Origin of the sequence: Ottowia sp. (assembly GCF_035444425.1) — a bacterium.
Classification (GTDB): domain Bacteria; phylum Pseudomonadota; class Gammaproteobacteria; order Burkholderiales; family Burkholderiaceae_C; genus Ottowia.
The window spans coordinates 1-22,745 of sequence record NZ_DAOMOQ010000013.1; the positions used below are offsets into that span (position 1 = coordinate 1).

A 22,745-nucleotide genomic window follows, 5' to 3' on the forward strand; every position below is an offset into this window, starting at 1 on the left:
GTGGCGCTCGGGCACCATCTTGATGTCGAGCCAGCCGGCGTTGGCGGCGGTGCTCCTGATGGTGTCGGGCAGATCCAGCTCCAGCTCGTTGCCGGTGCGGGCGAACTTGCGCAGGCGGCGCAGCGCCACCTTGATGTTGCGCGTGCCGAGTTCCTGTGAATCGTCGTAGTCGCGGTAGGCGCGCTGGTCCCACACCTTCACCGCGCTCTTGTTGCCGCCCTTGCCACCGATGCGGATGCCCTGCGGGTTGTAGCCGCCGTGGCCGAACGGCGAGGTGCCGCCGGTGCCGATCCACTTGCTGCCGCCTTCGTGGCGCTCCTTCTGCTCCTCCAGGCGCTTCTTCAGCGTTTCCATCAGCTCGTCCCAGCCCATCTTCTCGATGGTGGCCTTCTCCTCCGGGCTCAGGGTCTTCTCGAGCACCTTGCGCAGCCAGTCGGCGGGAATCTCCTTGCGGAAGTCGGCGATCTGCTCGACGCCCTTGAAGTAGGCGGCAAAGGCGCGGTCGAACTTGTCGAAGTGCTTCTCGTCCTTGACCAGTGCGGTGCGCGCCAGGTAGTAGAAGTCGTCGATCGAGCAGGCGTCTGGCTGCTTCGGGCCGACCACGTTGGCTTCCAGCGCTTCCAGCAGGGTCAGGAATTCCTTTACCGACACGGGGAGCTTGGCGGCGCGCAGGGTGTAGAAGAAGTCGATCAGCATGGCTTCACCCCCGTGGCCTCGACAGCTGGTAATCCAGATGAGCGCGCACGCTCGGCCATTCGGCGGCCACGATGCTGTAGACGCAGGTGTCGCGCAGCGTGCCGGCGGCATCCGGGTGCGTGTTGACCACATGGCTGCGCAGCACGCCGTCCAGCTTGGCGCCCAGGCGCTCGATGCCGCGCCGGCTGGCCTGGTTGAACCAGTGGGTGCGGAACTCGACCGCGATGCAGCCCAGCGTCTCGAAGGCACGCGCCAGCAGCAGCCGCTTGCACTCGGTGTTGAGCGCGCTGCGCTGCACTGCCCGGCGGTACCAGGTCGAGCCGATCTCCAGGCGCCGGTTGAGCGCGTCGATGTTCATGTAGGTGGTCATGCCCACGGCCTTGCCGGCCAGCTCGCCGCGCTGCGCGATCACCGCGAAGGGCAGCATGCTGCCCGTGGCATGCAGGTCGCGCCGGCGTTCGATTTCGGCCGCCACGCCTTCGGGTGTGGGCACCGAGGTGTACCAGAGCTTCCACAACTCACCATCGCGCACGGCTTCGGCCAGGTCACCCTGGTGGCGCGGTTCGAGCAACTCAAGCCGGACGTGTGTTCCGGCCAGCGTCACCGGTTCGTGCAGCGCGGTCATGGTGTGTCCGGGCAGGGCTGGCGAAGTGCGTTTCAGCGGTTCCTCTGGTTCATGAACACCAGCTTCTCGAACAGCGTCACGTCCTGCTCGTTCTTCAGCAGCGCGCCCACCAGCGGCGGCACGCTGACCTTGTTGTCGGCGCTCTGCAGCGCTTCGAGCGGAATGTCCTCGGCCACCAGCAGCTTGAGCCAGTCGAGCAGCTCGCTGGTGGAGGGCTTCTTCTTCAGCCCCGGCAGGCCGCGCACGTCGTAGAACACCTTCATGGCGGCCGACAGCAGATCCTTCTTCAGATTCGGGAAGTGCACGTCGACGATCCGCTTCATGGTGTCGGGATCGGGGAACTTGATGTAGTGGAAGAAGCAGCGGCGCAGGAAGGCGTCGGGCAGTTCCTTCTCGTTGTTGGAGGTGATGAACACCAGCGGCCGGTGCCTGGCCCGGATGGTCTCGCGCGTCTCGTAGCAGTGGAACTCCATGCGGTCGAGCTCGCGCAGCAGGTCGTTGGGGAATTCGATGTCGGCCTTGTCGATCTCGTCGATCAAGAGCGCCACCGGCTCCTCGGCGGTGAAGGCCTGCCACAGCACGCCGCGCACGATGTAGTTCTGGATGTCCTTGACCCGGTCGTCGCCGAGCTGGCTGTCGCGCAAGCGGCTCACCGCGTCGTACTCGTACAGGCCCTGCTGCGCCTTGGTGGTGCTCTTGATGTGCCACTGCAGCAGCGGCAGCTTGAGCGCCTCGGCCACCTCCTCGGCCAGCATGGTCTTGCCGGTGCCCGGCTCGCCCTTGACCAGCAGCGGCCGCTTGAGCGTGATCGAGGCGTTCACCGCCAGCATCAGATCCTGCGTGGCGACGTAGTTTTCGGAACCTTGGAATTTCATGTTGGATGGGTGGCGGGCAAGGGGTTAATCAGGGGAACGAATGCTGCGCAAGCTTGTTTACAATGAGTCCTGACCTGGATCAAACAACTTTGGATTGTGCGCGCAAAATGAAAATGACCTTGTCTCCGATGTTCGCCGCGTTGGCGATCACGTTGGCAGCTTCGCTGCCTGTGCAGGCCCAGGTCACTGGCGATGCCAAGGCCGGTGAGGGCAAGGTGGCCATGTGCATTGGCTGCCACGGCATCATAGGCTACCAGTCGAGCTTCCCCGAGGTCTACAAGGTGCCCAAGATCTCGGGCCAGAGCGCCAAGTACATCGAGGTGGCGCTCGACAGCTACCGCAAGGGCGACCGCAAGCATCCCAGCATGCGCGGGATCGCCACCACGCTGACCGACCAGGACATCGCCGACGTCGCGGCCTACTACGCGCAGCACGGCAAGGCCGAGGCTGCCGCCGAACTGCCGGCGCCGCGCGAGGCCGCCGCCCAGGTCGCGCAGCTGCTGCAGAAGGGCGCCTGCGTGTCCTGCCACGGCGACAACTTCTCCAAGGGCATCGACCCGAGCTATCCGAAGCTGGCGGGCCAGTACGCCGACTACCTGTACGTGGCACTGCGCTCCTACCGCGACAACACGAACCACACCTGGGGTCGTGGCAACCCGGTCATGGCCGGCATGGCCAAGCAATTCTCCAACGCCGAGCTGAAGGCGATGGCGCAGTACATCGCCTCGCTGCCGGGCGAGCTGAAGACGCTGCCGCAGTCCCGGTTCCGTTGAGCGCACGCGCAGGATGAAGGCCCGCCCATCGCGGGCCTTCGTCATTCTGGTGGCCGCGCTCGAGGCGGCGTCCGTTCAGTCGCGGGTGGCGCGCCGCTGCACGCACTGGATGTAGGCCTCGCTATCCGGCGACCGGCCGCTGGCCTGCGCATCGGCCAGCATCTGGCCCAGGCAATCCATCACCTCGTGGTGCGCTGTATGCAGGTCGCCACGGCGTGCAGTCAGCAACTCAACCGCCTGGCGGATGCCGCGCGGCTGGTCGATGCTGCACTGCTCGCTGATCGACAAGTGCATCGACAGGTGCAGGAACGGGTTGGCACCCACGGCGCCGTCGCCGTAGTTGCGCGCCACGGCGGCTTCGGCATCGGCGAAGTCGGCGTGCCATTCGGGATGCTCGGCGATCCAGCCGGCGGCCAGCTGCTCGATGGCATCCATTGGCTGGCCGGCCTGCTGCTTGGCCCAGGCGCTACAGAAAAAACGGCGGACTTGTTCCTGCGAGGGGGCGAACATGAGGCCAAGCGTATCATCCGGCGGCATCGCCGCGCGTGGCGCCGCAGTCCGCCGATGACGCCATGAACAGCATCCAGACCCCGACTTCCGCCCGCATCGCCATCGTCGGCGCCGGTGCCATGGGCAGCGGGCTGGCGGCGCTGTTCGCGCGCCGGGGCTTCGGCGTCGTGCTGATCGATCCGGTCGATGGTGCGCTGGCGCGTGCCGATGCCGCGATCGAGCGCCATCTGACTGCGGCCGGCGTCGCCGACGCGGCGCTGGCGCGGGCGCGCATCGCATCCGCGACCAGCCTGGACGCCGCGGCCGCCGTCGACCTGGTGATCGAGGCCGTGCCAGAGCGGCTCGAACTCAAGCAGCGCCTGTTCGCCGAACTGGACGCGTTGTGCCCGCCGCGCACGGTGCTGGCCAGCAACACCTCGGGACTGTCGATCAACGCCATTGCCTCGGCGCTGGCCCGACCGGAGCGTTTTGTCGGCACGCACTTCTTCACCCCGGCCGACGTCATCCCGCTGGTCGAAGTGGTGCGTGGCGATGCAACGACAGATGCCACCGTCGATTTCGTCCTGCGCGTGCTGCGCAGCGCCGGCAAGCGACCGGTGCTGGTGCGGCGCGACATTCCCGGCTTCATCGCCAACCGTATCCAGCACGCGCTGGCGCGCGAGGCGATCGCGCTGCTGGAGCAGGGCGTGGCCAGCGCCGCCGACATCGACGAAGTGGTGCGCTGGAGCCTGGGGCTGCGGCTGGCGTTGACCGGCCCGCTCGAGCAGCGCGACCTGAACGGCATCGACGTGCACCACGCGATTGCCAGCTACCTGTACGCCGAGCTGGAAAACCGCAGCACGCCAGCGCCGCTGCTGACGGCCATGGTCGGACGCGGCGAGCTTGGCGCCAAGTCGGGCAAGGGCTTCTACGACTGGCCGGCCGAGCGGCGCGAGCGCGTGCAGGCCGCCAAGGCGCGCGACCTGGCCGAACTGGCGGCCTGGCTGCAGGCGCGCGAGCGCTGAAGTCGGCCGTGCGCGGCTCGGATCGGCGAGTAGTGGATTCCGGCGCGACCGCTAGCGCCCCGACAGCAGCGCCGAGATCCGCCGAGCCGCCTGCAGCAGGGGCGGCAGCAACTCGCCCTGCATCACCCGGGCGCTGGTGCGGTTGGCCTGGCCCGACACGTTGAGCGCAGCGATCACGCGCCCCTGGCGGTCGACGATGGGCGCGGCAACCGAGATCAGGCCTTCTTCCAGTTCCTGGTCGACCAGCGCCCAGCCCTGCGTGCGCGCCTTGCGCACGCGCGCCATTAGCGTGTCCAGGTCGGTGACGGTGTGGCGCGTGTGGGCGGTGCGCGGGCTGGCCTCGAGCCGGGCGTGCGCCTCGGCCTCGGGCAGCTCCGCCAGCAGCACCCGGCCCATCGAGGTGCAGTAGGCCGGCAGGCGCGAGCCGGCGCCCAGGCTGATGCTCATGATCTTGTGCGTGGCCACCCGCAGCACGTAGACGATGTCGGTGCCGTCGAGCACGGCGGCGGAGCACGATTCCTGCACCTGCTCGGCCAGCTGCTCCATCACCGGTTCGGCCAAGTTCCAGATCGGCATCGAGGACAGGTAGGCGAAGCCCAGGTCCAGGATGCGCGGTGTCAGCCGGAACAGCTTGCCGTCGCTGTCCACGTAGCCGAGCGTCTGCAGCGTCAGCAGGATGCGCCGCGCGCCGGCGCGCGTGAGACCGGTGCGTGCTGCCACCTCGGACAGCGTCTGCTGCGGCGCCGCAGCGCTGAAGGAACGGATCACCTCCAGCCCGCGCGCGAAGGACTGCACGTAGCTGTCACCCGGGCGCGGCGCGCCATCGGTGGGCTTTTGGCTGCTGGATGCTGGCATGGCGGTTGATGGGTGGCTTCACAAACGGGCTGCGAGGCCCTATAATTTATTCATTATACGAACAAATGTTCTATATGAGAACTTCTTGGTAGCCGAGTCGCTGCTCTCACCTGTGTGATGACCCTGGTTTCAAGCCAGGGCTGGCTTGGCCGGTTGACGTGCTATTGGAGACACACCCATGATCGACAAGATCGCCGCTTCGGCGGCCGAGGCGCTGGCCGGCGTCAAGGACGGCGCCACCGTGCTGATCGGCGGCTTCGGCACCGCCGGCATCCCGAACGAACTGATCGACGGCCTGATCGCGCAGGGCGCGCGCGAGTTGACGGTGGTCAACAACAACGCCGGCAACGGCGACACCGGGCTGGCTGCGCTGCTGGCGACCGGCCGCGTGCGCAAGATCATCTGCAGCTTCCCGCGCCAGGCCGATAGCCACGTGTTCGATGCCCTCTACCGCAGCCGGAAGATCGAGCTCGAACTGGTGCCGCAGGGCAACCTGGCTGAGCGCCTGCGCGCTGCCGGCGCTGGCATCGGCGCCTTCTTCACGCCCACGGGCTTCGGCACCGAACTGGCGCGCCATGCCGACGGCAGCCCGAAGGAAACGCGCCGCATCGACGGCCGCGACTACGTGTTGGAGTACCCGATTCATGGCGACGTGGCGCTGATCAAGGCTGAGCGCGGCGACCGCTGGGGCAACCTGAGCTACCGCATGGCGGCGCGCAACTTCGGCCCGGTGATGGCGACCGCCGCCAGGCACACCGTGGCGACCGTGCACGAGATCGTGCCGCTGGGCGCGCTCGATCCGGAAGCCATCGTCACGCCCGGCATCTTCGTCAGCAAGCTGCTGCGCGTGGAGCGCGTGGCGACGCAGGCCGGCGGTTTCAAGGCCGTGGCCTGACCCCGCCGCCGCAAGGAGAGCGACTGTGAGCAGCTACCAAAGAAGAAGCAAGGACGAACTGGCCCGGCGCGTGGCGCAGGACATCCCGGACGGCTCGTACGTGAACCTCGGCATCGGCCAGCCGACGCTGGTGGCCAACCACATCCCCGAAGGGCGCGAAATCATCCTGCACAGCGAGAACGGCATCCTCGGCATGGGCCCGGCGCCGGCGGCGGGCAACGAGGACTACGACCTCATCAATGCCGGCAAGCAGCCGGTCACGCTGCTGCCGGGAGGAGCGTTCTTCCACCATGCAGACAGCTTCGCCATGATGCGCGGCGGCCATCTCGACGTCTGCGTGCTGGGCGCGTTCCAGATCTCCACCACCGGCGACCTGGCCAACTGGAGTACCGGCGAGCCTGGCGCCATCCCGGCCGTCGGCGGGGCCATGGACCTGGCGGTCGGCGCTCGGCAGACCTGGGTGATGATGGATTTGCTCACCAAGCAGGGCGTCAGCAAGATCGTCGCTGAATGCAGCTACCCGCTGACGGCGATCGGCTGCGTCAAGCGCATCTACACCGACCTGGCGACCTTCGAATGCACGCCACAGGGGCTGCGTCTGGTCGATCTGGTCGATGGGCTGGCATTTGACGAACTGCAACGCCTGGTAGGCCAGCCCATCGCACAATGAGCAGATCCCCAGGTTCGCCCGATTCCCACTTTCTTTCCAGGAGACCCGCATGAAACAAGCCTTCATCGTCGACGCCATTCGCACGCCCTTCGGCCGTTACGGCGGCGCGCTGAGCAGCGTGCGCACCGACGACCTGGGTGCCATTCCCTTGAAGGCGCTGATGGCGCGCAATCCGAAGGTGGACTGGGCCGCGGTCACCGACGTGCTCTACGGCTGCGCCAACCAGGCCGGTGAGGACAACCGCAACGTCGCCCACATGGCCAGCCTGCTGGCCGGCCTGCCGCCGGAGGTACCGGGTGCCACCATCAACCGTCTGTGCGGCTCGGGCCTGGATGCGGTCGGCAGCGCGGCGCGCGCCATCAAGGCCGAGGAAGCGACGCTGATGATCGCCGGCGGCGTCGAGAGCATGAGCCGCGCGCCCTTCGTCATGCCCAAGGCGGAAAGCGCCTTCAGCCGCGCCAACGCCGTGTACGACACCACCATCGGCTGGCGCTTCGTCAACAAGCTGATGAAGGCGCAGTACGGCGTCGATTCCATGCCGGAGACAGCCGAGAACGTGGCCGTCGATTACAAGATCGAGCGTGAGGCGCAGGACCGGATGGCGCTGGCCAGCCAGCTCAAGGCGGTCGCGGCGCAGAAGGCCGGCCACCTGGCGCGCGAGATCACGCCGGTGACGATTCCGCAGCGCAAGGGCGACCCGGTCGTGGTCGATACCGACGAGCATCCGCGCGAAACCAGCCTGGAAAAGCTCGGCCAGCTCAAGGGCGTGGTCAAGCCCGACGGTAGCGTCACCGCCGGCAACGCCAGCGGCGTGAACGACGGCTCGTGCGCGCTGCTGCTGGCGGACGAAGCGACCGCCGGCAAGTACGGCCTGACGCCGAAGGCGCGCGTGGTCGGCATGGCGGTGGCTGGCGTGCCGCCGCGCGTGATGGGCATCGGCCCGGCGCCGGCAAGCGAGAAGGTGCTTCAGCTCACCGGCCTGAAGCTCGACCAGATCGACGTCATCGAGCTCAACGAGGCCTTCGCCGCGCAGGGCCTTGCCGTGCTGCGCCTGCTCGGCTTGAAGGACGACGACGAGCGCGTCAACGCCTGGGGCGGCGCCATCGCGCTGGGCCACCCGCTGGGCGCCAGCGGCGCGCGCCTGGCGACCACGGCGGTGAACCGCCTGCATGCCACCGGTGGCAGGTACGCGCTGTGCACCATGTGCATCGGCGTCGGCCAGGGCATCGCCCTGATCCTGGAAAGGGTCTGATGCCGGCTGAGCGCGTCTTGATCACCGGTGGTGCCAGCGGCATTGGTGCCGCCACCGCCGAACGCTGCCACGCCGAGGGCTGGGAACCCGTGGTGATCGACCGCGTGCAGACGGCCCGTGGCGGCGGTATCGTCGCCGACCTGTCCAGCGTCGATCAAACCGCGGGTGCGCTGCAGCAGGCGCTGGCCGGCGGCCCGATCACACGCCTTGTCAACAACGTCGGCGTGGTGGTCCCCAATGACGCCGAGCACCAGAGCTTGCCTGAGTTCGAGCTGGCCCTGTCGCTCAACCTGCGCTGTGCCTTCCAGTGCATGCAGGCGCTGCTGCCGGGCATGAAGGCGGCGGGCTTCGGGCGCATCGTCAACATGTCCTCGCGCGCCGCACTGGGCAAGCAATTGCGCACTGCCTACAGCGCCACCAAGGCGGGGCTGATCGGCATGACGCGTGTGTGGGCACTGGAGTTGGGCGCGCACGGTATCACCGCCAACGCGATCGGCCCCGGCCCGATCCGCACCGAGCTGTTCGACCGGGCCAACCCGCCCGGTGCGCCGCGCACGCAGGCCATCATCGATGCGGTGCCGGTCAAGCGCGTGGGCACGCCGGACGACGTGGCCCACGCGGTGGCCTTCCTGCTCGACGCGCGCAGCGGCTTTGTCACCGGGCAGGTGCTGTACGTGTGTGGCGGCATGACCGTCGGCGTGGCCGGCGTCTGATATTTCCTACGTTCGCCGGCCGTGCAGCGAACCGGCGTTTTTCCATTACGCCGCAGCAGCGGCGTGACACTTTCTTATTGAGACCGACATGAATCAGTTTTCCGCTTCCTTCCCGCGCCGCCGCCTGATCGCAGGCGCCGGTGCGCTGGCCCTGGCCGCAGTACTGCCCGGCGCCGCACTGGCGCAGGCCTACCCCTCCAAGCCCATCACCATGGTCGTACCGTTCTCGGCTGGCGGCACCACTGACATCCTGGCGCGCATCGTCGGCAAGGCGCTCGAGGGTGAACTGGGCCAGCCGGTGGTGATCGACAACAAGGCCGGTGCCGGCGGCAACATCGGTGCGCAGCACGCTGCCCGCGCCAAGGCCGATGGCTACACGCTGTTCATGGGCACGGTGGGCACGCATGCCATCAACGAGGCGCTGTACAAGAAGCTGCCCTACAAGCCGCTGGATGATTTCCAGCCGATCACGCGCGTGGCCATGGTGCCCAACCTGTTGGTGGCGCATCCGTCGCGGCCGTACAAGACGGTGAAAGAACTGATCGAGTTCGCGCAGAAGAATCCGGGCAAGATCAACTTCGCCTCGTCGGGCAGTGGTTCCTCGATCCACCTGTCGGGTGAGCTGTTTAAGGCCCTGGCCAAGGTGGACATGGTGCACGTGCCCTACAAGGGTAGCGCGCCGGCCGTTGCCGACCTGCTGGGTGGCCAGACCGACATCATGTTCGACAACATGCCCTCGGCCTTCCAGCACGTCAAGGCCGGCAAGCTGCGCGCGCTCGCGGTCACTACCGACAAGCGCTATCCCGAGCTGCCGGATGTGCCGACCATCGCCGAAGCCGGTGTGCCCGGCTACAACGCCACCTCGTGGTTCGGCCTGTTCACCAACCGGGGCGTGCCCGCCGACGTGCTGACCAAGCTGAGCGCGGCCGTGGTGAAGATTCTGGCCAAGCCGGAGGTCGTCAAGCAGAAGGCCGAGCAGGGCGCCGTGGCCCATCCCGAGAAGCCGGCCGAGTTCGAGGACTTCATCAAGGCCGAGGCTGCCAAGTGGGGCCCGGTGGTCAAGCAGTCGGGCGCCACGGTCGACTGATCCGACGCGGTGCCACCCGGCTCAGCCGTTGCGCCAGTCCGGCAGGCGCCAGTCGAACTTGAGCGCCAGCAGGCGTGAGCCGGTGGTGCTGGCGATGCTGAACAGCGCCACCAACCAGCCGGCCCAACCGAGCCAGTCGCCCAGGATGTAGGCCCAGCCGCCCAGGATGCCGCAGACGGCGTAGGGGCGGTGGTCGGCGAAGGCGGTGGGCATCTCGTTGCAGGCAATGTCGCGCATCACGCCGCCGAACACGCCAGTGACCACGCCCATCATCACCGCCACCACCACCGGCAGCTGCGCCACCAGCGCGGCCTGCACGCCGCTGGCGACGAACAGGCCCAGACCGAGCGCGTCGGCCCACTGGATCGCCTTGTCGCCCACGTGCAGCCGGCCCAGCCGCAGCAGCACCAGCGCCAGCACGCACAGACCGATCACCAGCCACAGCATTTCGACCTCAGCAACCCAGAAGAACGGGCGCCGGTCCAGCAGCACGTCGCGCAGGGTGCCGCCGCCGAACGCGGCCAGAAAGCCGAGCACCGAGATGCCGAAGATGTCCATGTGATTGCGCGCGCCGGCCAGGATGCCCGACAGCGCGAAGGCCAGCGTGCCGATCACCTCCACCACGTAGCGCAGTGTCGGCCCCCAGGTCGAGAAGTCGTACATGCGGCGGATTATCGAGCCCGAGTCCGTTGCGCCCAGCCAGCTAAAGTGCCGACTTTCGAAATTTCACCCAGCCACCCACCATGACCCTCGGCAGCCAGGCCATCGACCAGGTCTTCCGCGACGCCCGCACCGCCAACGGCTTCACCGACCAGCCCGTCTCCGATGAACTGCTGTGGCAGGTGTACGAACTGGCCGCCTTCGGCCCGACCTCGATGAACAGCCAGCCGGCGCGCTACGTGTTCGTGCGCTCGCCCGAGGGCAGGGCGCGCCTGCGCGAATGCCTGTTGCCCGGCAACGTCGACAAGACCCAGACCGCCCCGGTGACCGCCATCGTCGCCGTGGACACGCAGTTCCACGAGCACATGCCGCAGGTCTGGCACGGCGAGGGCGCGCGCGAGATGTTCGCCGGCAACGCCGCGCTGGCGCAGGCCACCGCGCAGCGCAACGGCACGCTCGGCGGCGCCTGGCTGATCATTGCGGCGCGCGCGCTGGGCCTCGACTGCGGGCCGATGAGCGGCTTCGACATGGCCAGGCTGAACGCCGCCTTCTTCCCCGACGGGCGCTGGCAGGCCAACTTCCTGCTCAACCTGGGCCACGGCGACGATGCCAAGCTGTTCCCGCGCAACCCGCGCCTAGCGTTCGAGCAGGCCTGCACGCTGGCATGAGCCTAGAAGCGGCAGTTGACCGCTTGCCATCTTCGGCTAACCCGCATGGGCACTGACTTTCACTGCTTCGATCACGCTCACCGGTTAGGTGAGCGCGCTATGCACCCGATCGCACCGCGCTGGCCACGCCATGCGGCGTTGCTTGTCCTCGCAGGCACGAGCCTGCGTCGTCTGCGCGCCTTGCCTGACGCGCCCATCACGGCACGCTCGGGCGCATCCAACTACCGTTTCTAGGCTGAATCCCTTGACCCTGCCGTTCATCACCGACTGGGCTTTCTACGCCGTCGCCGTGCCGGCGGTGCTGCTGCTTGGCATCAGCAAGAGCGGTTTCGGCGCCGGCTTCGGCTCGCTGGCGGTACCGATGATGGCGATGGCGGTGACGGTGCCGCAGGCGGCGGCGATCCTGATGCCGGTGCTGCTGGTGATGGATCTGCTCGGCATCGCGGCGTTCCGCAGGGACTTCGATCGCGCGCTGCTGCGCTTCATGCTGCCCTGGGGGCTGCTGGGCATCGTCATCGGCACGCTGTCGTTCCGGCTGCTGGAGGCGCGCTGGGTCGCCGGCATCGTCGGCGTGTTCACGCTGCTGTTCCTGGCGCAGCGGCTGCTGTTTCCGCCGCGTGTCGATGGTGCTTCGGCGCCCCGCTGGGTCGGTGCGCTGCTGACCGCCACCTCGGGCTTCACCAGCTTCGTCGCCCATGCGGGCGGGCCGCCGATCAATGCCTACGTGATCCCGCTCCGGCTCACGCCGGTCGTGTTCACCGGCACCATGGCGTTCTTCTTCTTCGTCATCAACCTGGCCAAGTGGCTGCCCTATGCCTGGCTGGGCCTGCTCGACTGGCGCAACCTGGCGACTTCGCTGGTGCTGTTGCCGCTGGCGCCGCTGGGCGTGTGGATCGGCGTGCGCATCGCGCGGCGCATCGACCAGCAGCTGTTCTATCGCTTCGTCTACCTGGGCATGCTGCTGACCGGTGTCAAGCTGCTGTGGGATGCCGTGGCCTGACAGCGAGGCCGGTCATGCGCAGCCGCTAACATAGTCTGCTCCAACAGCACGCGAAGAGGACGACGTCATGCCGGTGGTGGTGATCGCGAATCCCAAGGGCGGGGTCGGCAAGTCGACGCTGGCCACCAACGTGGCCGGCTACTGGGCCAGCCAGGGGCGGGCGGTCATGCTGGGCGACGTCGACCGGCAGCAGTCCTCGCGCCTGTGGCTCAGCCTGCGGCCACCGGCCGTGTCACCGATCGCCAGCTGGGACGTGCAGCGCGACGCCATCGTGCGGCCACCCAAGGGCACCACCCACGTGGTGCTGGACACGCCGGCCGGCCTGCATGGCGGGCGCTTCAAGAACGTGATCCGGCTGGCCGACAAGGTGCTGGTGCCGGTGCAGCCGAGCATCTTCGACATCTACGCCACGCGCGAATTCATCGACCAGTTGGTCGAGACCAAGGGCGCCGGCAAGCGCGATATCGGCATTGTCGGCATGCGGGTCGACGAGCGCACCATTGCCGCCGACCAGCTGCAGCAGTTCGTGGGCGGTCTCGGCCTGCCGGTGCTGGGCATGCTGCGGCCGACGCAGAACTACGTGCACCTGGCGGCGCGCGGACTGACCGTGTTCGACGTCGCGCCCGGCCGCGTGGCGCGCGACCTCGAGCAGTGGCAGGGCATCTGCCGCTGGCTCGGCCATTGAAGAGGTTCAGCGTTCGGCGCCCGGCGTCGAGCGTGAAATTCCCAACCCCGATGTTCCCAACCCGCTCAACGCTCAACCTCTTAGCAACGCTTCCATGAGAACCTTCGACACCCTCGCCGATCTGGCGGCCTGCGCCGGCCAGGAAATCACCGTCACCGACTGGCACCAGGTGACGCAGCAGCACATCGACCAGTTCGCCGAGGCCACCGGCGACCACCAGTGGATCCACGTCGATGCCGAGCGCGCCAAGGCGGGCCCGTTCGGCAGCACCATCGCGCACGGCTACCTCACGCTGTCCCTGCTGGCGGGCTTCTTCAGCCGCTCGATCAAGGTCAAGGAGGTGCGCATGGGCGTCAACTATGGCTCCAACAAGGTGCGCTTCATGTCGCCGGTGCCGGAGGGCAGCCGTCTGCGCGTGCGCGTCGAACTGCTGGACACGACGCCGATCGAGGGTGGCATGCAGGTGGCCTGGCGCGCCACCATCGAGCGCGAGGGTTCGGACAAGCCGGTCTGCGTGGCCGAGCCGCTGTCGCGCTATTACGTCTGAACCCGGCGCCGGCTCCAGGCTGCACAGGGCTCGGGTTCAGGCTCAGGCGCCGGCGAAGCCGATCTGCCGCCAGGCCTCGAACACCGTCACGGCCACCGCGTTCGACAGGTTCAGGCTGCGCTGACCGGCACGCATCGGCAGGCGCAGTTGCTGCGCCGCCGGGATGCGCGCGCGCAATTCGGCGGACAGGCCGCGCGTCTCGGCGCCGAACACCAGCCAGTCGCCGGGCTGGAACCGCAACTCGTGAACCAGGCGCGTGGCGCGCGTGGTGAGCGCGAACAGGCGCTCAGCGTCGGGCGCGCAGCAGCGTAGGAAGTCATCCCAGCCAGCATGGCGCCGCACCTCGGCGTACTCGTGGTAGTCCAGTCCGGCACGGCGCATGTGCTTGTCGTCCATCGAGAAGCCGAGCGGCTCGATCAGGTGCAGCGCGCAGCCGCTGTTGGCGGCCAGCCGAATCACGTTGCCGGTATTGGGTGGAATCTCGGGTTCGACCAGGACGATGTGGAACATGGCGGCGATTGGGCGAGTGGTCAGGCGGGATCGGTGCGCGCGAAGGCCACGGCGGTGATGTGCGCGGCGCCGGCAGCGCGCAGGGCTCGCGCGGCTTCGCCCAGGCTGGCGCCGGTGGTCATCACGTCGTCGACCAGCAGCACGCGGCGCTCCTGCAGCGCCGACGCGCGGGCGGCATCGACCGCGAAGGCGCCGCGCACGTTGCGCAGCCGTTCGACACGCGGAAGATCGCGTTGCGGCGCACTGTGGCGCACGCGCCGCAGCAGATCGTGGCGGATGCGGTCCGGGGCCAGCCGCTCGGCCAGCAGCTGCGCCGGGTTGTAGCCGCGCTCGTGCAGGCGCTGGGCCGACAGGGGCAGGGGCAACACCAGGTCCGCCTGCGCCAGCGCGTCAGCCACGCCGGGCGCGGCGGCCAGCAGTTCAGCCAGCGCTGCCGCCAGGCCCGGATCCTGCTGGAACTTGAACTGCGCCAGGCAGCGCGTCCACGGCCACGCGTAGGCCACCGCCACCAGGCAATGATCGAAAGCGGGCGGTTCACGCAGGCAGGCGCCGCAGCGCGTCACGCCGGCGGGCACCGGCAGCGCGCAACTCTCGCAGCGCGGGCGCGCCTGCACGAACCGTCCCACGCAGCGCGGGCACAGGCTGCGTGCCGGCCACGCATGGCAGATCAGGCACTGGCTCGGCCAGGCACGGAGCGGCTGCAGTCGCAACATCGGGGCAGGTCGGCAATCCCGCAACACGCGTGCGGACGATGTGTCTCAATATACTGCCGGTGCCTCAAGCCCATGTCGACACCACCCTGCTCCACCATCGATCCCATCGCCGCACACCGCTGGGCGGAACGTGCGCCGGCGGCCACACCCTGGCTGCACGAGGAGGTGGCGCGCCGTATGGCTGAACGCCTGGCGGTGATCCGGCTGCCGGTCAACCGCTGGGCCCACTGGGAGCCGCCGCGCAGCGGCTGGCAGGGTCATGCGCTGGTGGTGGAGCGTTATCCGCAGGCCGAGGCGCTGCAGGTCATGCGGCACCCGGTGCCGGAGCGCGATGCGGCGCCGGCGCGGGCCGGCTGGTGGCAGCGCGTCGGTCGCAAGCGCGCCGCATCGGCCCAGGTGGTCAGCGCGCCGCCGGACGGCACGATGCAGCTGGTGTGGGCCAACATGCTGGCGCACCAGGGCGCCGATCCGGAACAGCTGCTGGCCCGCTGGCACCGCGCGCTGGCGGTCGATGGCTTCCTGATGTTTTCCTGCCTTGGGCCGGACACGCTGCAGGAGTTGCGCGCGCTCTACGCACGGCTTGGCTGGCCGCCGCCGGCGCAGGAGTTCACCGACATGCACGACTGGGGCGACCAGCTGCTGGAGGCCGGCTTTGCCGACCCGGTGATGGACATGGAGCACATCACGCTCAGCTTCGAAACGCCGGCACGCCTGCTGGCGGAGCTGCGCGAGCTCGGACGCAACCAGCATGTGGCGCGCTTCGGTGCCCTGCGCACGCCGGCCTGGCGCCGGCAACTCGAAAGGGCGCTCGATGAGCACCTGCGCCCGGCCAGCAACGAGCCGCTGTCGCTGAGCTTCGAGATCGTCTACGGGCATGCCGTCAAGCCCGAGCCGCGCCACACCGTGGCCGCGCGAACCGAGATTTCGCTCGAGCATATGAAGGCATCCTTGCGCCAGCGCAATAGGAATTTGCCCGCCCTTTGAGAAAGGTCAAACCCTTTCTTGAGTGGAGTACACTCGTGCGACATGCAGGCAGCAGCTGCCTGCATGGTGTATTTCGGAGGTGTTGTCGCCTTGCTCGAGTCGTCGACCTATCGCTTTGCACGCATGGATAATCAGGCGCTGGCCTGGCATCTGCGGCGCAACTGCAGTGTCACGCCGCGGCAGTTGGGCGCCCTGTATGCATCGCTGTGCCTCGTGACCGTGGTGATCAGCTTGTGGTTCTGGGCGATCGGCGCGAAGATGGTGTTGGGATTTGCCGGGCTGGAGTTGCTGCTGGTCGGGGTGGCGTTCCTGGTTTACGCACGGCATGCGGTCGATGGCGAGACGGTGTCCTTGCAGGACGGCAGCCTGATCGTCGAGCGCGAATCCGGTGGTGGACGGGAGCGACTGGAATTTCGTGGCGCGCATGTGCGCATCGACGTGCCGGCCGATCGGCGGGCGCTGATCGAGGTTCGTGCGCATGGGCGGAAGGTGGAGATCGGGCGTCATGTGCGGCCGGAGTGGCGGCCGGCACTGGCGGGGGAGATTCGCAGGGCGTTGCAGACCTCGGGGTACGCGACGGCGGGCGGATCGGGAAGTTTGAGCAGTTACTGAAGACGTGAACACGATGAAGAGCATTGCAAACAAGCTGGCCGGTCTGCCGCGCCACGCAGCCGTTTGGACGGCAGCCTGGGCCACCACCGCTGTTCATGCGCAGAAGGTCAATGACCTGCCGGGTGGCCCGGCGGTCAACCAGCTGAACCTGCACCCGCCGGTGACCAAGATCGCCGAGGAGCAGTTCGCGCTGCACTGGTACCTGCTGATCGTCTGCACGGTCATCTTCGTGTTGGTGTTCGCCGTCATGTTCTATTCGATGCTCAAGCACCGCAAGTCGCAGGGTGCGAAGGCGGCGAGCTTCCATGAATCGGTGGTGGTCGAGGTCACCTGGACGGTGATCCCGTTCCTGATCATCATCGGCATGGCACTGCCGGCGACCAAGCTGGTGGTGGCGCAGAAGGACACCACCAACGCCGACCTCACCATCAAGGCCACCGGCTACCAGTGGAAGTGGGGCTACGACTACCTGAACGGCGAGGGCGAGGGCATTTCCTTCCTGTCGACGCTGGATCCGTCGCACCGGGCCATGTCCAACGCCGGCAAGCCGGAGGGCGACAACTACCTGCTGAAGGTCGACAACCCGCTGGTGGTGCCGGTCGGCAAGAAGGTGCGCGTCATCACCACCGCCAACGACGTGGTGCACTCCTGGATGGTGCCGTCCTTCGGCGTCAAGCAGGACGCGATTCCGGGCTTCGTGCGCGACACCTGGTTCCGTGCCGAGCAGACCGGCGACTTCTACGGCCAGTGCGCCGAGCTCTGCGGCAAGGAGCACGCCTACATGCCGATCCACGTGAAGGTGCTGGCGCAGAACGAATACACCGCCTGGGTCGACAGCGAGAAGAAGCGCCTGGCGGCGCTGGCCGATGACCCGAACAAGGAATGGACGCTGGCCGAACTGGTCGAGCGCGGCGCTAAGGTGTATGCCGCCAACTGCGCCGCCTGCCACCAGGAAAACGGCAAGGGCGGCGGTGCCATCAAGCCGCTGGACGGCAGTCAGGTCGTGCTGAACCAGCCGGCCGAGCAGATGAAGGTGCTGCTAGAGGGCCGCCTCAATGGCGCCATGCCGTCGTGGAAACAGTTGTCCGATGTCGAACTGGCGGCGGTGGCCACCTACAGCAAGAACCATTGGAGCAACAAGACCGGCAAGCTGATCCAGCCGGCCGACTTCAAGGCGGCGCGCGCCGGCAAGTTCCCGACCGATGGCGCCGCGCCCGCCAAGGCGGCGGCACCGGCAGCGGCGCCTGCCGCGGCGGCTCCCGCCGCTGCCGCGCCGGCCACCACCGTTGCGAGCGCGGCCCCGGCTGCCGCGCCGACGACCGCTGCGCCCGCGGCCAGCGGCCTGCCGTACCAGGTGTTCTTCGCCACCGGTGAGTTCAGTCTCGACGGCGAGGCGCAGCAGACCGTCAAGGCTGCGGCCGAATTCCTGAAGAGCCATCCGGACGCCAAGATCGCGCTGTCGGGCTTCGTCGATTCCACCGGCACCGCCGCCGTCAACGAGGAGCTTGCCAAGAAGCGCGCGCAGGCCGTGCGCGACGCCTTGCAGGCCGATGGCGTGACCGCGGACCGGATCGATCTGCGCAAGCCGCAGGCCATCACCGCAGGACAAGGCAGCGACAGCCAGGCGCGCCGTGTGGACATCGTGTCCGCAAGCTGATGGCTGCCTTCGCAGATTTTTATTGAGCGCATCGTATTTGTTGGAGTGAAACCATGAGCGCCGTACTTCCCAGTTCCCACGCCGGCGACCACGCGCACGACGATCACCACCACGCGCCGACCGGCTGGCGGCGCTGGGTGTTCGCCACCAACCACAAGGACATCGGCACGCTGTACCTGCTGTTCTCGTTCTCGATGCTGATGGTGGGCGGCATCCTGGCGCTGCTGCTGCGCGCGGAGCTGTTCCAACCCGGACTGCAGCTGGCCAACCCCGAGCTGTTCAACCAGTTCACCACCATGCACGGGCTGATCATGGTGTTCGGCGCCATCATGCCGGCCTTCGTCGGCTTCGCGAACTGGATGGTGCCACTGCAAATCGGCGCCTCCGACATGGCCTTCGCGCGCATGAACAACCTCAGCTTCTGGCTGCTGGTGCCGGCCGGCCTGGTGCTGGGCACCTCGTTCTTCTGGTCGGGCGGCGCGCCTGCCAGCGGCTGGACGCTGTATGCGCCGCTGTCGCTGCAGATGAGCGCCTCGCTGGATGCGGCGATCTTCTCGCTGCACATCATGGGTGCGTCGTCGATCATGGGCGCCATCAACATCATCGTCACCATCCTGAACATGCGCGCGCCCGGCATGACGCTGATGAAGATGCCGATGTTCTGCTGGGGCTGGCTGATCACCGCCTACCTGCTGGTGGCCGTGATGCCGGTGTTCGCCGGCGCCATCACCATGACGCTGACCGACCGCCATTTCGGCACCAGCTTCTTCAACCCCGCCGGCGGTGGCGACCCGGTGATGTACCAGCACATCTTCTGGTTCTTCGGCCACCCCGAGGTCTACATCATGATCCTGCCGGCCTTCGGCATCATCAGCCAGGTGGTACCGGCGTTCTCGCGCAAGAAGCTGTTCGGCTACTCGTCGATGGTCTACGCGATCGCGGCGATCGCCATCCTGTCGATGATCGTGTGGGCGCACCACATGTTCACCGTCGGCATGCCGGTGACGGGCCAGCTGTTCTTCATGTACGCGACCATGCTGATCTCGATCCCGACCGCGGTGAAGATCTTCAACTGGGTCGCCACCATGTGGCGCGGCTCGATGACCTTCGAGACCCCGATGCTGTGGGCGGTCGGCTTCATCTTCGTGTTCGCCATCGGCGGCTTCACCGGCCTGATTCCGGCGGTGGCGCCGATCGACACCCAGATACAGGACACCTACTACATCGTGGCGCACTTCCACTACGTGCTGGTGGCCGGTTCGCTGTTCGCGATGTTCGCCGGCTTCTACTACTGGATCCCGAAGTGGAGCGGCGTGATGTACAACGAGACGCGCGGCAAGATCCACTTCTGGTGGTCGATGATCGCGTTCAACGTGACCTTCTTCCCGATGCACTTCCTGGGCCTGGCCGGCATGCCGCGTCGCTACGCCGACTACCCGATGCAGTTCGCCGACTTCAACATGTGGGCCTCGATCGGTGCCTTCTTCTTCGGCTTCGCCCAGGTCTACTTCTTCCTGTTCGTGGTGCTGCCGTGCATGCGCGGCCAGGGCGAGAAAGCGCCGCAGCGCCCCTGGGACGGCGCCGAAGGCCTGGAGTGGGAAGTGCCGTCGCCGGCGCCCTTCCACACCTTCGAGAACCCGCCCAAGCTGGACGCGACCGCGACCCGCGTGATCGGCTGATCGACGAGAAACCGAAGTGGCAGTGAGCGAGATGGCAACCGACGAGCAACGCAGACGCAATATCCGGCTGGGACTGATCCTGGGCTCGGTGGCGCTGGCGTTCCTGATCGGCTATGTCATCCGCATGGTGCTGTTCGGTGGTTGAGGATCGAATCGTGGCGCCGCGCATTGAAAACCTGAAGATGGTCGGCAAGCTGGCCGTCATCGTGGCCGGCATGTTTGCGTTCGGCTACGCGCTGGTGCCGGTGTACAAGGCGATCTGCGACGTCACCGGCATCAACATTCTGTCGCTGACCGAGCGCCAGGTGCCCGGCAATGGCGTGGCCGGCGAGCGAGCGCGCACCATGGCGGGCAATACCCAGGTCGATCGCAGCCGCGTCATCACGGTGGAGTTCGATGCCAATGTGCGCGGTCCCTGGCATTTCAAGCCGGCGCAGCGCACCGTGCAGGTGCATCCAGGCGAACTGGCTACGGTGATGTACGAGTTCCAGAACGTGCAGGACCGGCGCATGGCGGCGCAGGCGATTCCCAGCTACGCGCCGCGCCAGGCGGCGCCGCACTTCACCAAGCTGGAGTGCTTCTGCTTCAACCAGTACACGCTGGAGCCGGGCGAGAAGAAGGAATGGCCGGTCGCTTTCGTGATCGACCCGCGTATCTCCAAGGACGTCACCACCATCACGCTGTCCTACACCTTCTTCGAGGTCGGCGGAAAGACGCCCGCGGCGCCGGTCGCCACCGTCGCGCCTGATGCGGTCCGGAACGGAGCAGGGGCATGAGCGAGCCGGTGAAGCCCTCGTTCTGGCGCTCGATGCGCATGGTGGCCTGGGGCATGCTGGGCATCCGCAAGAACAGCGCCTACCAGCAGGATCTGGCGCAGACCAACCCCTTGTACCTGGCCGTGGCCATCATCATCAGCGCCTTGCTGTTCGTGCTGGTGCTGCTGGGCATCGTCAACTGGGTCGTCGCCGGTGCGGCGGGCTAGCGCTGGCGCGGATCAAGGCCATGGACAGACATAGACAACAAGGATTGCCGGTGCATCAGGAGCGCGCCGGCAGCCATGAATCTGAGAGTACAGGAGTGAAGTGAACATGAGCAGCACCACCCACGGTCAGGCGCCGTACTACTTCGTGCCGTCCCCATCGCGTCACCCGGTGCTGACGGCGCTCGGGTTCTTCGCCATGGTCGTCGGCGCCAGCCAGTGGATCAACGGCGTGACCTGGGGCAAGTGGCTGCTGCTGGCCGGCTTCGTCTGGTGGCTGTTCGTGCTTTTCCAGTGGTTCAGCGACTCGATCCGCGAGAGCGAAGGGGGCCTGTACAGCCGCAAGGTCGACATCGGCTACCGCTGGAGCATGAGCTGGTTCATCTTCTCGGAAGTGATGTTCTTCGGCGCCTTCTTCACCGCGCTCTGGTGGGGGCGGGCGCATTCGCTGCCGGAACTCGCCAGCCTGGACAACGCGCTGCTGTGGCCCGACTTCAAGGCGGTCTGGCCCAGCACGGCCGCCGGCGCCACCGGCTCGCCGGCAGGCACCGTCGAACCGTTCCAGACCATGGGTCCGTTCTGGCTGCCGACCATCAACACCGCGCTGCTGCTGACCTCGGGCGTGACCCTGACCATCGCGCACCACGCGCTGCTGGCGGGCAACCGCGCACGCTGCATCGCCTTCATGTGGTTCACCGTGCTGCTGGGCGTGACCTTCCTGTTCGTGCAGGGCTACGAGTACATCCACGCCTACCGCGACCTGAACCTGAAGCTCAGCTCCGGCATCTACGGCACGACCTTCTTCATGCTGACGGGCTTCCACGGCATCCACGTGTTCATCGGCATGCTGATGCTGCTGTTCATCACGCTGCGGCTGATGCGCGGGCACTTCACGCCCAAGCAGCATTTCGGCCTCGAGGGCGCGGCCTGGTACTGGCACTTCGTCGACGTGGTGTGGCTGGGCCTGTACATCCTGGTGTACTGGATGTGATCGCCGCACGGGCCTGCCCCGACCAGAAGAGCGCCGGCTGGCGCTCTTTTCGTTTCAACGGCCGCACCGGCCGCTGCGCCGCAGCGCGGCGCGCGCTCGAAGCTACACCGGAACGCCGGACGGCTTGATGTAGCCGAGCTTCCAGGCAATCAGCACGCAGATGAACAGCAGGATCGACAGCCCCACCCGCAGCGCCAGCGCCTTGACCATGCGGCCGGCGCGCAGCGGGTCGTCGGCCTCTCCGGGCTTGGTCGGTTTCATCATCAGCACCAGGGCCGAGGCCAGGCTGCCGATGATGCCGATGAACGCGAGGCCGATGAGCAATTGCTTCATGGAGCGCATTATCCCGTGAGCGGGCGAACCCACGTCTGGCGCCGCTGGCTGGTGATCGTGCTGGCGCTGGCGGGCATGGCAAGCACGTTTTCGCTCGGACGCTGGCAGTTGTCGCGCGCCGACGAGAAGCGGGCGCTGCAGGCCCTGGTGGCCGAACGGCAGCAGCAGCCGTTGCTCGATGGCGCATCGCTGGTGGGGGCGCTGTCGGCGACGCAGCTGGAGGCCTTGCGACACCGCGCGATCAGCCTGCAGGGCAAGTGGCTGCCGGAGCGCACGGTCTATCTGGACAACCGCAGCATGGACCAGCGCGCCGGCTTCTACGTGCTGACGCCGCTGCACCTGCTCGGCCATGAGACGGTGGTGCTGGTGCAGCGCGGCTGGGCACCACGCGATTTCGCCGATCGGCTGGCGCTGCCCGAGGTGGCGACACCAGCCGGCACGGTGCGGATCAGCGGCCGCATCGCCGAGCGCGCATCGCGGGTCTATGCCCTTGGCGAGGAAGGGCGAGAGCTGATCCGGCAGAATCTCGACCTGGACGCTTTCAGGGTCGAAACCGGCCTGCCGCTGGCGCCCGTCGTCGTGTGGCAGACTGGAGCGCCTTCGGACGGCCTGCTGCGCCAGTGGCCGGAGCCGAGTAGTGGCCTGGTCACGCACCAGGGCTATGCGTTCCAGTGGTTTGGGCTGTGCGCGTTGATCGGCCTGCTTTTCGTGTGGTTTCAAGTTGTCAGACCTGTCTTCCGTTCCCCCGGCCGCTGAGCCGCATGTCCGCCCC

Annotated in this window: 28 protein-coding genes and 1 pseudogene; 20 read left to right on the plus strand and 9 right to left on the minus strand. The window is 67.4% G+C overall.

All coding sequences use genetic code 11. The annotated features are described in order from the left end of the window. The 3 genes and pseudogenes from PK606_RS07080 to PK606_RS07090 all read right to left on the minus strand — a co-directional run. Positions 1 to 696, minus strand: a pseudogene (locus tag PK606_RS07080) (hypothetical protein); the annotation flags it as partial. Positions 697 to 700: 4 nt separating this feature from the next. Continuing rightward, complete coding sequence (locus PK606_RS07085; RefSeq protein WP_324562172.1) at positions 701 to 1,321, minus strand: GNAT family N-acetyltransferase; 621 nt, start codon at positions 1,319 to 1,321, stop codon at positions 701 to 703. Positions 1,322 to 1,353: 32 nt separating this feature from the next. Further along, positions 1,354 to 2,196: an AAA family ATPase gene (locus PK606_RS07090; protein ID WP_324562174.1), complete on the minus strand. Its 843-nt coding sequence runs from the start codon at positions 2,194 to 2,196 to the stop codon at positions 1,354 to 1,356. A gap of 107 nt (positions 2,197 to 2,303) precedes the next feature. On the opposite strand from PK606_RS07090, the gene PK606_RS07095 reads away from it, so the two are divergent. Then, entirely contained in the window at positions 2,304 to 2,969 is a 666-nt protein-coding gene (locus tag PK606_RS07095) for a c-type cytochrome (protein WP_324562175.1), read from the plus strand. 75 nt (positions 2,970 to 3,044) lie between these two features. Here the strand turns inward: PK606_RS07095 and PK606_RS07100 are convergent, their stop codons facing one another. Continuing rightward, the gene (locus PK606_RS07100; protein WP_324562177.1) at positions 3,045 to 3,479 is read right to left on the minus strand and encodes a DUF1841 family protein; all 435 of its coding nucleotides are present in this window, start codon (positions 3,477 to 3,479) and stop codon (positions 3,045 to 3,047) included. Positions 3,480 to 3,541: 62 nt separating this feature from the next. Between PK606_RS07100 and PK606_RS07105 the strand changes: the two genes are divergently transcribed. After that, positions 3,542 to 4,483: a 3-hydroxyacyl-CoA dehydrogenase NAD-binding domain-containing protein gene (locus PK606_RS07105; protein WP_324562179.1), complete on the plus strand. Its 942-nt coding sequence runs from the start codon at positions 3,542 to 3,544 to the stop codon at positions 4,481 to 4,483. A gap of 51 nt (positions 4,484 to 4,534) precedes the next feature. Here PK606_RS07105 and PK606_RS07110 read toward each other — a convergent pair whose 3' ends face one another. Next, a complete protein-coding gene (locus tag PK606_RS07110; protein WP_324562182.1) occupies positions 4,535 to 5,338 on the minus strand; it encodes an IclR family transcriptional regulator in 804 nt (267 codons plus the stop codon). A 178-nt stretch (positions 5,339 to 5,516) separates the two neighbouring features. Here PK606_RS07110 and PK606_RS07115 point away from each other — a divergent pair, with 178 nt between their 5' ends. The 5 genes from PK606_RS07115 to PK606_RS07135 all read left to right on the plus strand — a co-directional run bounded on the left by PK606_RS07115 (position 5,517) and on the right by PK606_RS07135 (position 9,955). Continuing rightward, positions 5,517 to 6,233 carry a 3-oxoacid CoA-transferase subunit A gene (locus PK606_RS07115; protein WP_324562184.1) on the plus strand — a complete coding sequence of 239 codons (717 nt, stop codon included), beginning with the start codon at positions 5,517 to 5,519 and terminating at the stop codon, positions 6,231 to 6,233. Positions 6,234 to 6,258: 25 nt separating this feature from the next. Then, positions 6,259 to 6,903, plus strand: a complete 645-nt coding sequence (locus PK606_RS07120; RefSeq protein WP_324562186.1) for a 3-oxoacid CoA-transferase subunit B — start codon at positions 6,259 to 6,261, stop codon at positions 6,901 to 6,903. Positions 6,904 to 6,952: 49 nt separating this feature from the next. Beyond that, the gene (pcaF, locus tag PK606_RS07125; RefSeq protein ID WP_324562188.1) at positions 6,953 to 8,155 is read left to right on the plus strand and encodes a 3-oxoadipyl-CoA thiolase; all 1,203 of its coding nucleotides are present in this window, start codon (positions 6,953 to 6,955) and stop codon (positions 8,153 to 8,155) included. Then, positions 8,155 to 8,868 carry an SDR family oxidoreductase gene (locus PK606_RS07130; RefSeq protein ID WP_324562189.1) on the plus strand — a complete coding sequence of 238 codons (714 nt, stop codon included), beginning with the start codon at positions 8,155 to 8,157 and terminating at the stop codon, positions 8,866 to 8,868. Before pcaF ends, PK606_RS07130 begins: the two co-directional genes overlap by 1 nt. An 88-nt stretch (positions 8,869 to 8,956) precedes the next feature. Further along, entirely contained in the window at positions 8,957 to 9,955 is a 999-nt protein-coding gene (locus PK606_RS07135; protein WP_324562191.1) for a Bug family tripartite tricarboxylate transporter substrate binding protein, read from the plus strand. A 21-nt stretch (positions 9,956 to 9,976) separates the two neighbouring features. Here PK606_RS07135 and PK606_RS07140 read toward each other — a convergent pair whose 3' ends face one another. Further along, a complete protein-coding gene (locus tag PK606_RS07140; protein ID WP_324562193.1) occupies positions 9,977 to 10,618 on the minus strand; it encodes a trimeric intracellular cation channel family protein in 642 nt (213 codons plus the stop codon). A gap of 80 nt (positions 10,619 to 10,698) precedes the next feature. Here PK606_RS07140 and PK606_RS07145 point away from each other — a divergent pair, with 80 nt between their 5' ends. The 4 genes from PK606_RS07145 (at position 10,699) to PK606_RS07160 (ending at position 13,515) form a co-directional block, all read left to right on the plus strand. Continuing rightward, a complete protein-coding gene (locus PK606_RS07145; RefSeq protein ID WP_324562195.1) occupies positions 10,699 to 11,283 on the plus strand; it encodes a malonic semialdehyde reductase in 585 nt (194 codons plus the stop codon). Positions 11,284 to 11,527: 244 nt separating this feature from the next. Continuing rightward, positions 11,528 to 12,283 carry a sulfite exporter TauE/SafE family protein gene (locus tag PK606_RS07150; protein WP_324562197.1) on the plus strand — a complete coding sequence of 252 codons (756 nt, stop codon included), beginning with the start codon at positions 11,528 to 11,530 and terminating at the stop codon, positions 12,281 to 12,283. 67 nt (positions 12,284 to 12,350) lie between these two features. Further along, a complete protein-coding gene (locus PK606_RS07155) occupies positions 12,351 to 12,968 on the plus strand; it encodes a nucleotide-binding protein (protein ID WP_324562199.1) in 618 nt (205 codons plus the stop codon). A gap of 94 nt (positions 12,969 to 13,062) precedes the next feature. Beyond that, entirely contained in the window at positions 13,063 to 13,515 is a 453-nt protein-coding gene (locus tag PK606_RS07160; RefSeq protein ID WP_324562202.1) for a MaoC family dehydratase, read from the plus strand. Positions 13,516 to 13,557: 42 nt separating this feature from the next. Here the strand turns inward: PK606_RS07160 and PK606_RS07165 are convergent, their stop codons facing one another. Next, positions 13,558 to 14,025 carry a tRNA (cytidine(34)-2'-O)-methyltransferase gene (locus PK606_RS07165; protein ID WP_324562204.1) on the minus strand — a complete coding sequence of 156 codons (468 nt, stop codon included), beginning with the start codon at positions 14,023 to 14,025 and terminating at the stop codon, positions 13,558 to 13,560. Positions 14,026 to 14,045: 20 nt separating this feature from the next. Beyond that, complete coding sequence (locus PK606_RS07170; protein WP_324562207.1) at positions 14,046 to 14,738, minus strand: phosphoribosyltransferase family protein; 693 nt, start codon at positions 14,736 to 14,738, stop codon at positions 14,046 to 14,048. A gap of 72 nt (positions 14,739 to 14,810) precedes the next feature. Between PK606_RS07170 and PK606_RS07175 the strand changes: the two genes are divergently transcribed. From PK606_RS07175 to PK606_RS07210, 8 genes are all read left to right on the plus strand, one after another. After that, positions 14,811 to 15,722, plus strand: coding sequence for a biotin synthase (locus tag PK606_RS07175; protein WP_324562209.1), 912 nt, complete (start codon positions 14,811 to 14,813; stop codon positions 15,720 to 15,722). 42 nt (positions 15,723 to 15,764) lie between these two features. Next, complete coding sequence (locus PK606_RS07180) at positions 15,765 to 16,334, plus strand: DUF2244 domain-containing protein (RefSeq protein WP_324562211.1); 570 nt, start codon at positions 15,765 to 15,767, stop codon at positions 16,332 to 16,334. 13 nt (positions 16,335 to 16,347) lie between these two features. Then, positions 16,348 to 17,991, plus strand: coding sequence for a cytochrome c oxidase subunit II (gene coxB / locus PK606_RS07185; RefSeq protein WP_324562214.1), 1,644 nt, complete (start codon positions 16,348 to 16,350; stop codon positions 17,989 to 17,991). Between the two features lie 53 nt (positions 17,992 to 18,044). Beyond that, positions 18,045 to 19,670 carry a cytochrome c oxidase subunit I gene (ctaD, locus tag PK606_RS07190; RefSeq protein ID WP_324562216.1) on the plus strand — a complete coding sequence of 542 codons (1,626 nt, stop codon included), beginning with the start codon at positions 18,045 to 18,047 and terminating at the stop codon, positions 19,668 to 19,670. A 31-nt stretch (positions 19,671 to 19,701) separates the two neighbouring features. After that, a complete protein-coding gene (locus PK606_RS07195; RefSeq protein ID WP_324562330.1) occupies positions 19,702 to 19,815 on the plus strand; it encodes a cytochrome oxidase small assembly protein in 114 nt (37 codons plus the stop codon). Beyond that, the gene (locus tag PK606_RS07200; protein ID WP_502920798.1) at positions 19,784 to 20,446 is read left to right on the plus strand and encodes a cytochrome c oxidase assembly protein; all 663 of its coding nucleotides are present in this window, start codon (positions 19,784 to 19,786) and stop codon (positions 20,444 to 20,446) included. Before PK606_RS07195 ends, PK606_RS07200 begins: the two co-directional genes overlap by 32 nt. After that, positions 20,443 to 20,652 (plus strand): DUF2970 domain-containing protein, encoded by a 210-nt coding sequence (locus PK606_RS07205; protein WP_324562221.1) that lies wholly within the window; start codon positions 20,443 to 20,445, stop codon positions 20,650 to 20,652. Before PK606_RS07200 ends, PK606_RS07205 begins: the two co-directional genes overlap by 4 nt. 106 nt (positions 20,653 to 20,758) lie before the next feature. Continuing rightward, a complete protein-coding gene (locus PK606_RS07210; RefSeq protein WP_324562223.1) occupies positions 20,759 to 21,640 on the plus strand; it encodes a cytochrome c oxidase subunit 3 in 882 nt (293 codons plus the stop codon). Positions 21,641 to 21,742: 102 nt separating this feature from the next. Here the strand turns inward: PK606_RS07210 and PK606_RS07215 are convergent, their stop codons facing one another. Beyond that, on the minus strand, positions 21,743 to 21,973 hold the full coding sequence (locus tag PK606_RS07215) for a twin transmembrane helix small protein (RefSeq protein WP_502920799.1): 231 nt from the start codon (positions 21,971 to 21,973) through the stop codon (positions 21,743 to 21,745). Positions 21,974 to 22,024: 51 nt separating this feature from the next. Between PK606_RS07215 and PK606_RS07220 the strand changes: the two genes are divergently transcribed. Further along, a complete protein-coding gene (locus tag PK606_RS07220; protein WP_324562227.1) occupies positions 22,025 to 22,729 on the plus strand; it encodes an SURF1 family protein in 705 nt (234 codons plus the stop codon). Positions 22,730 to 22,745: the final 16 nt, after the last annotated feature.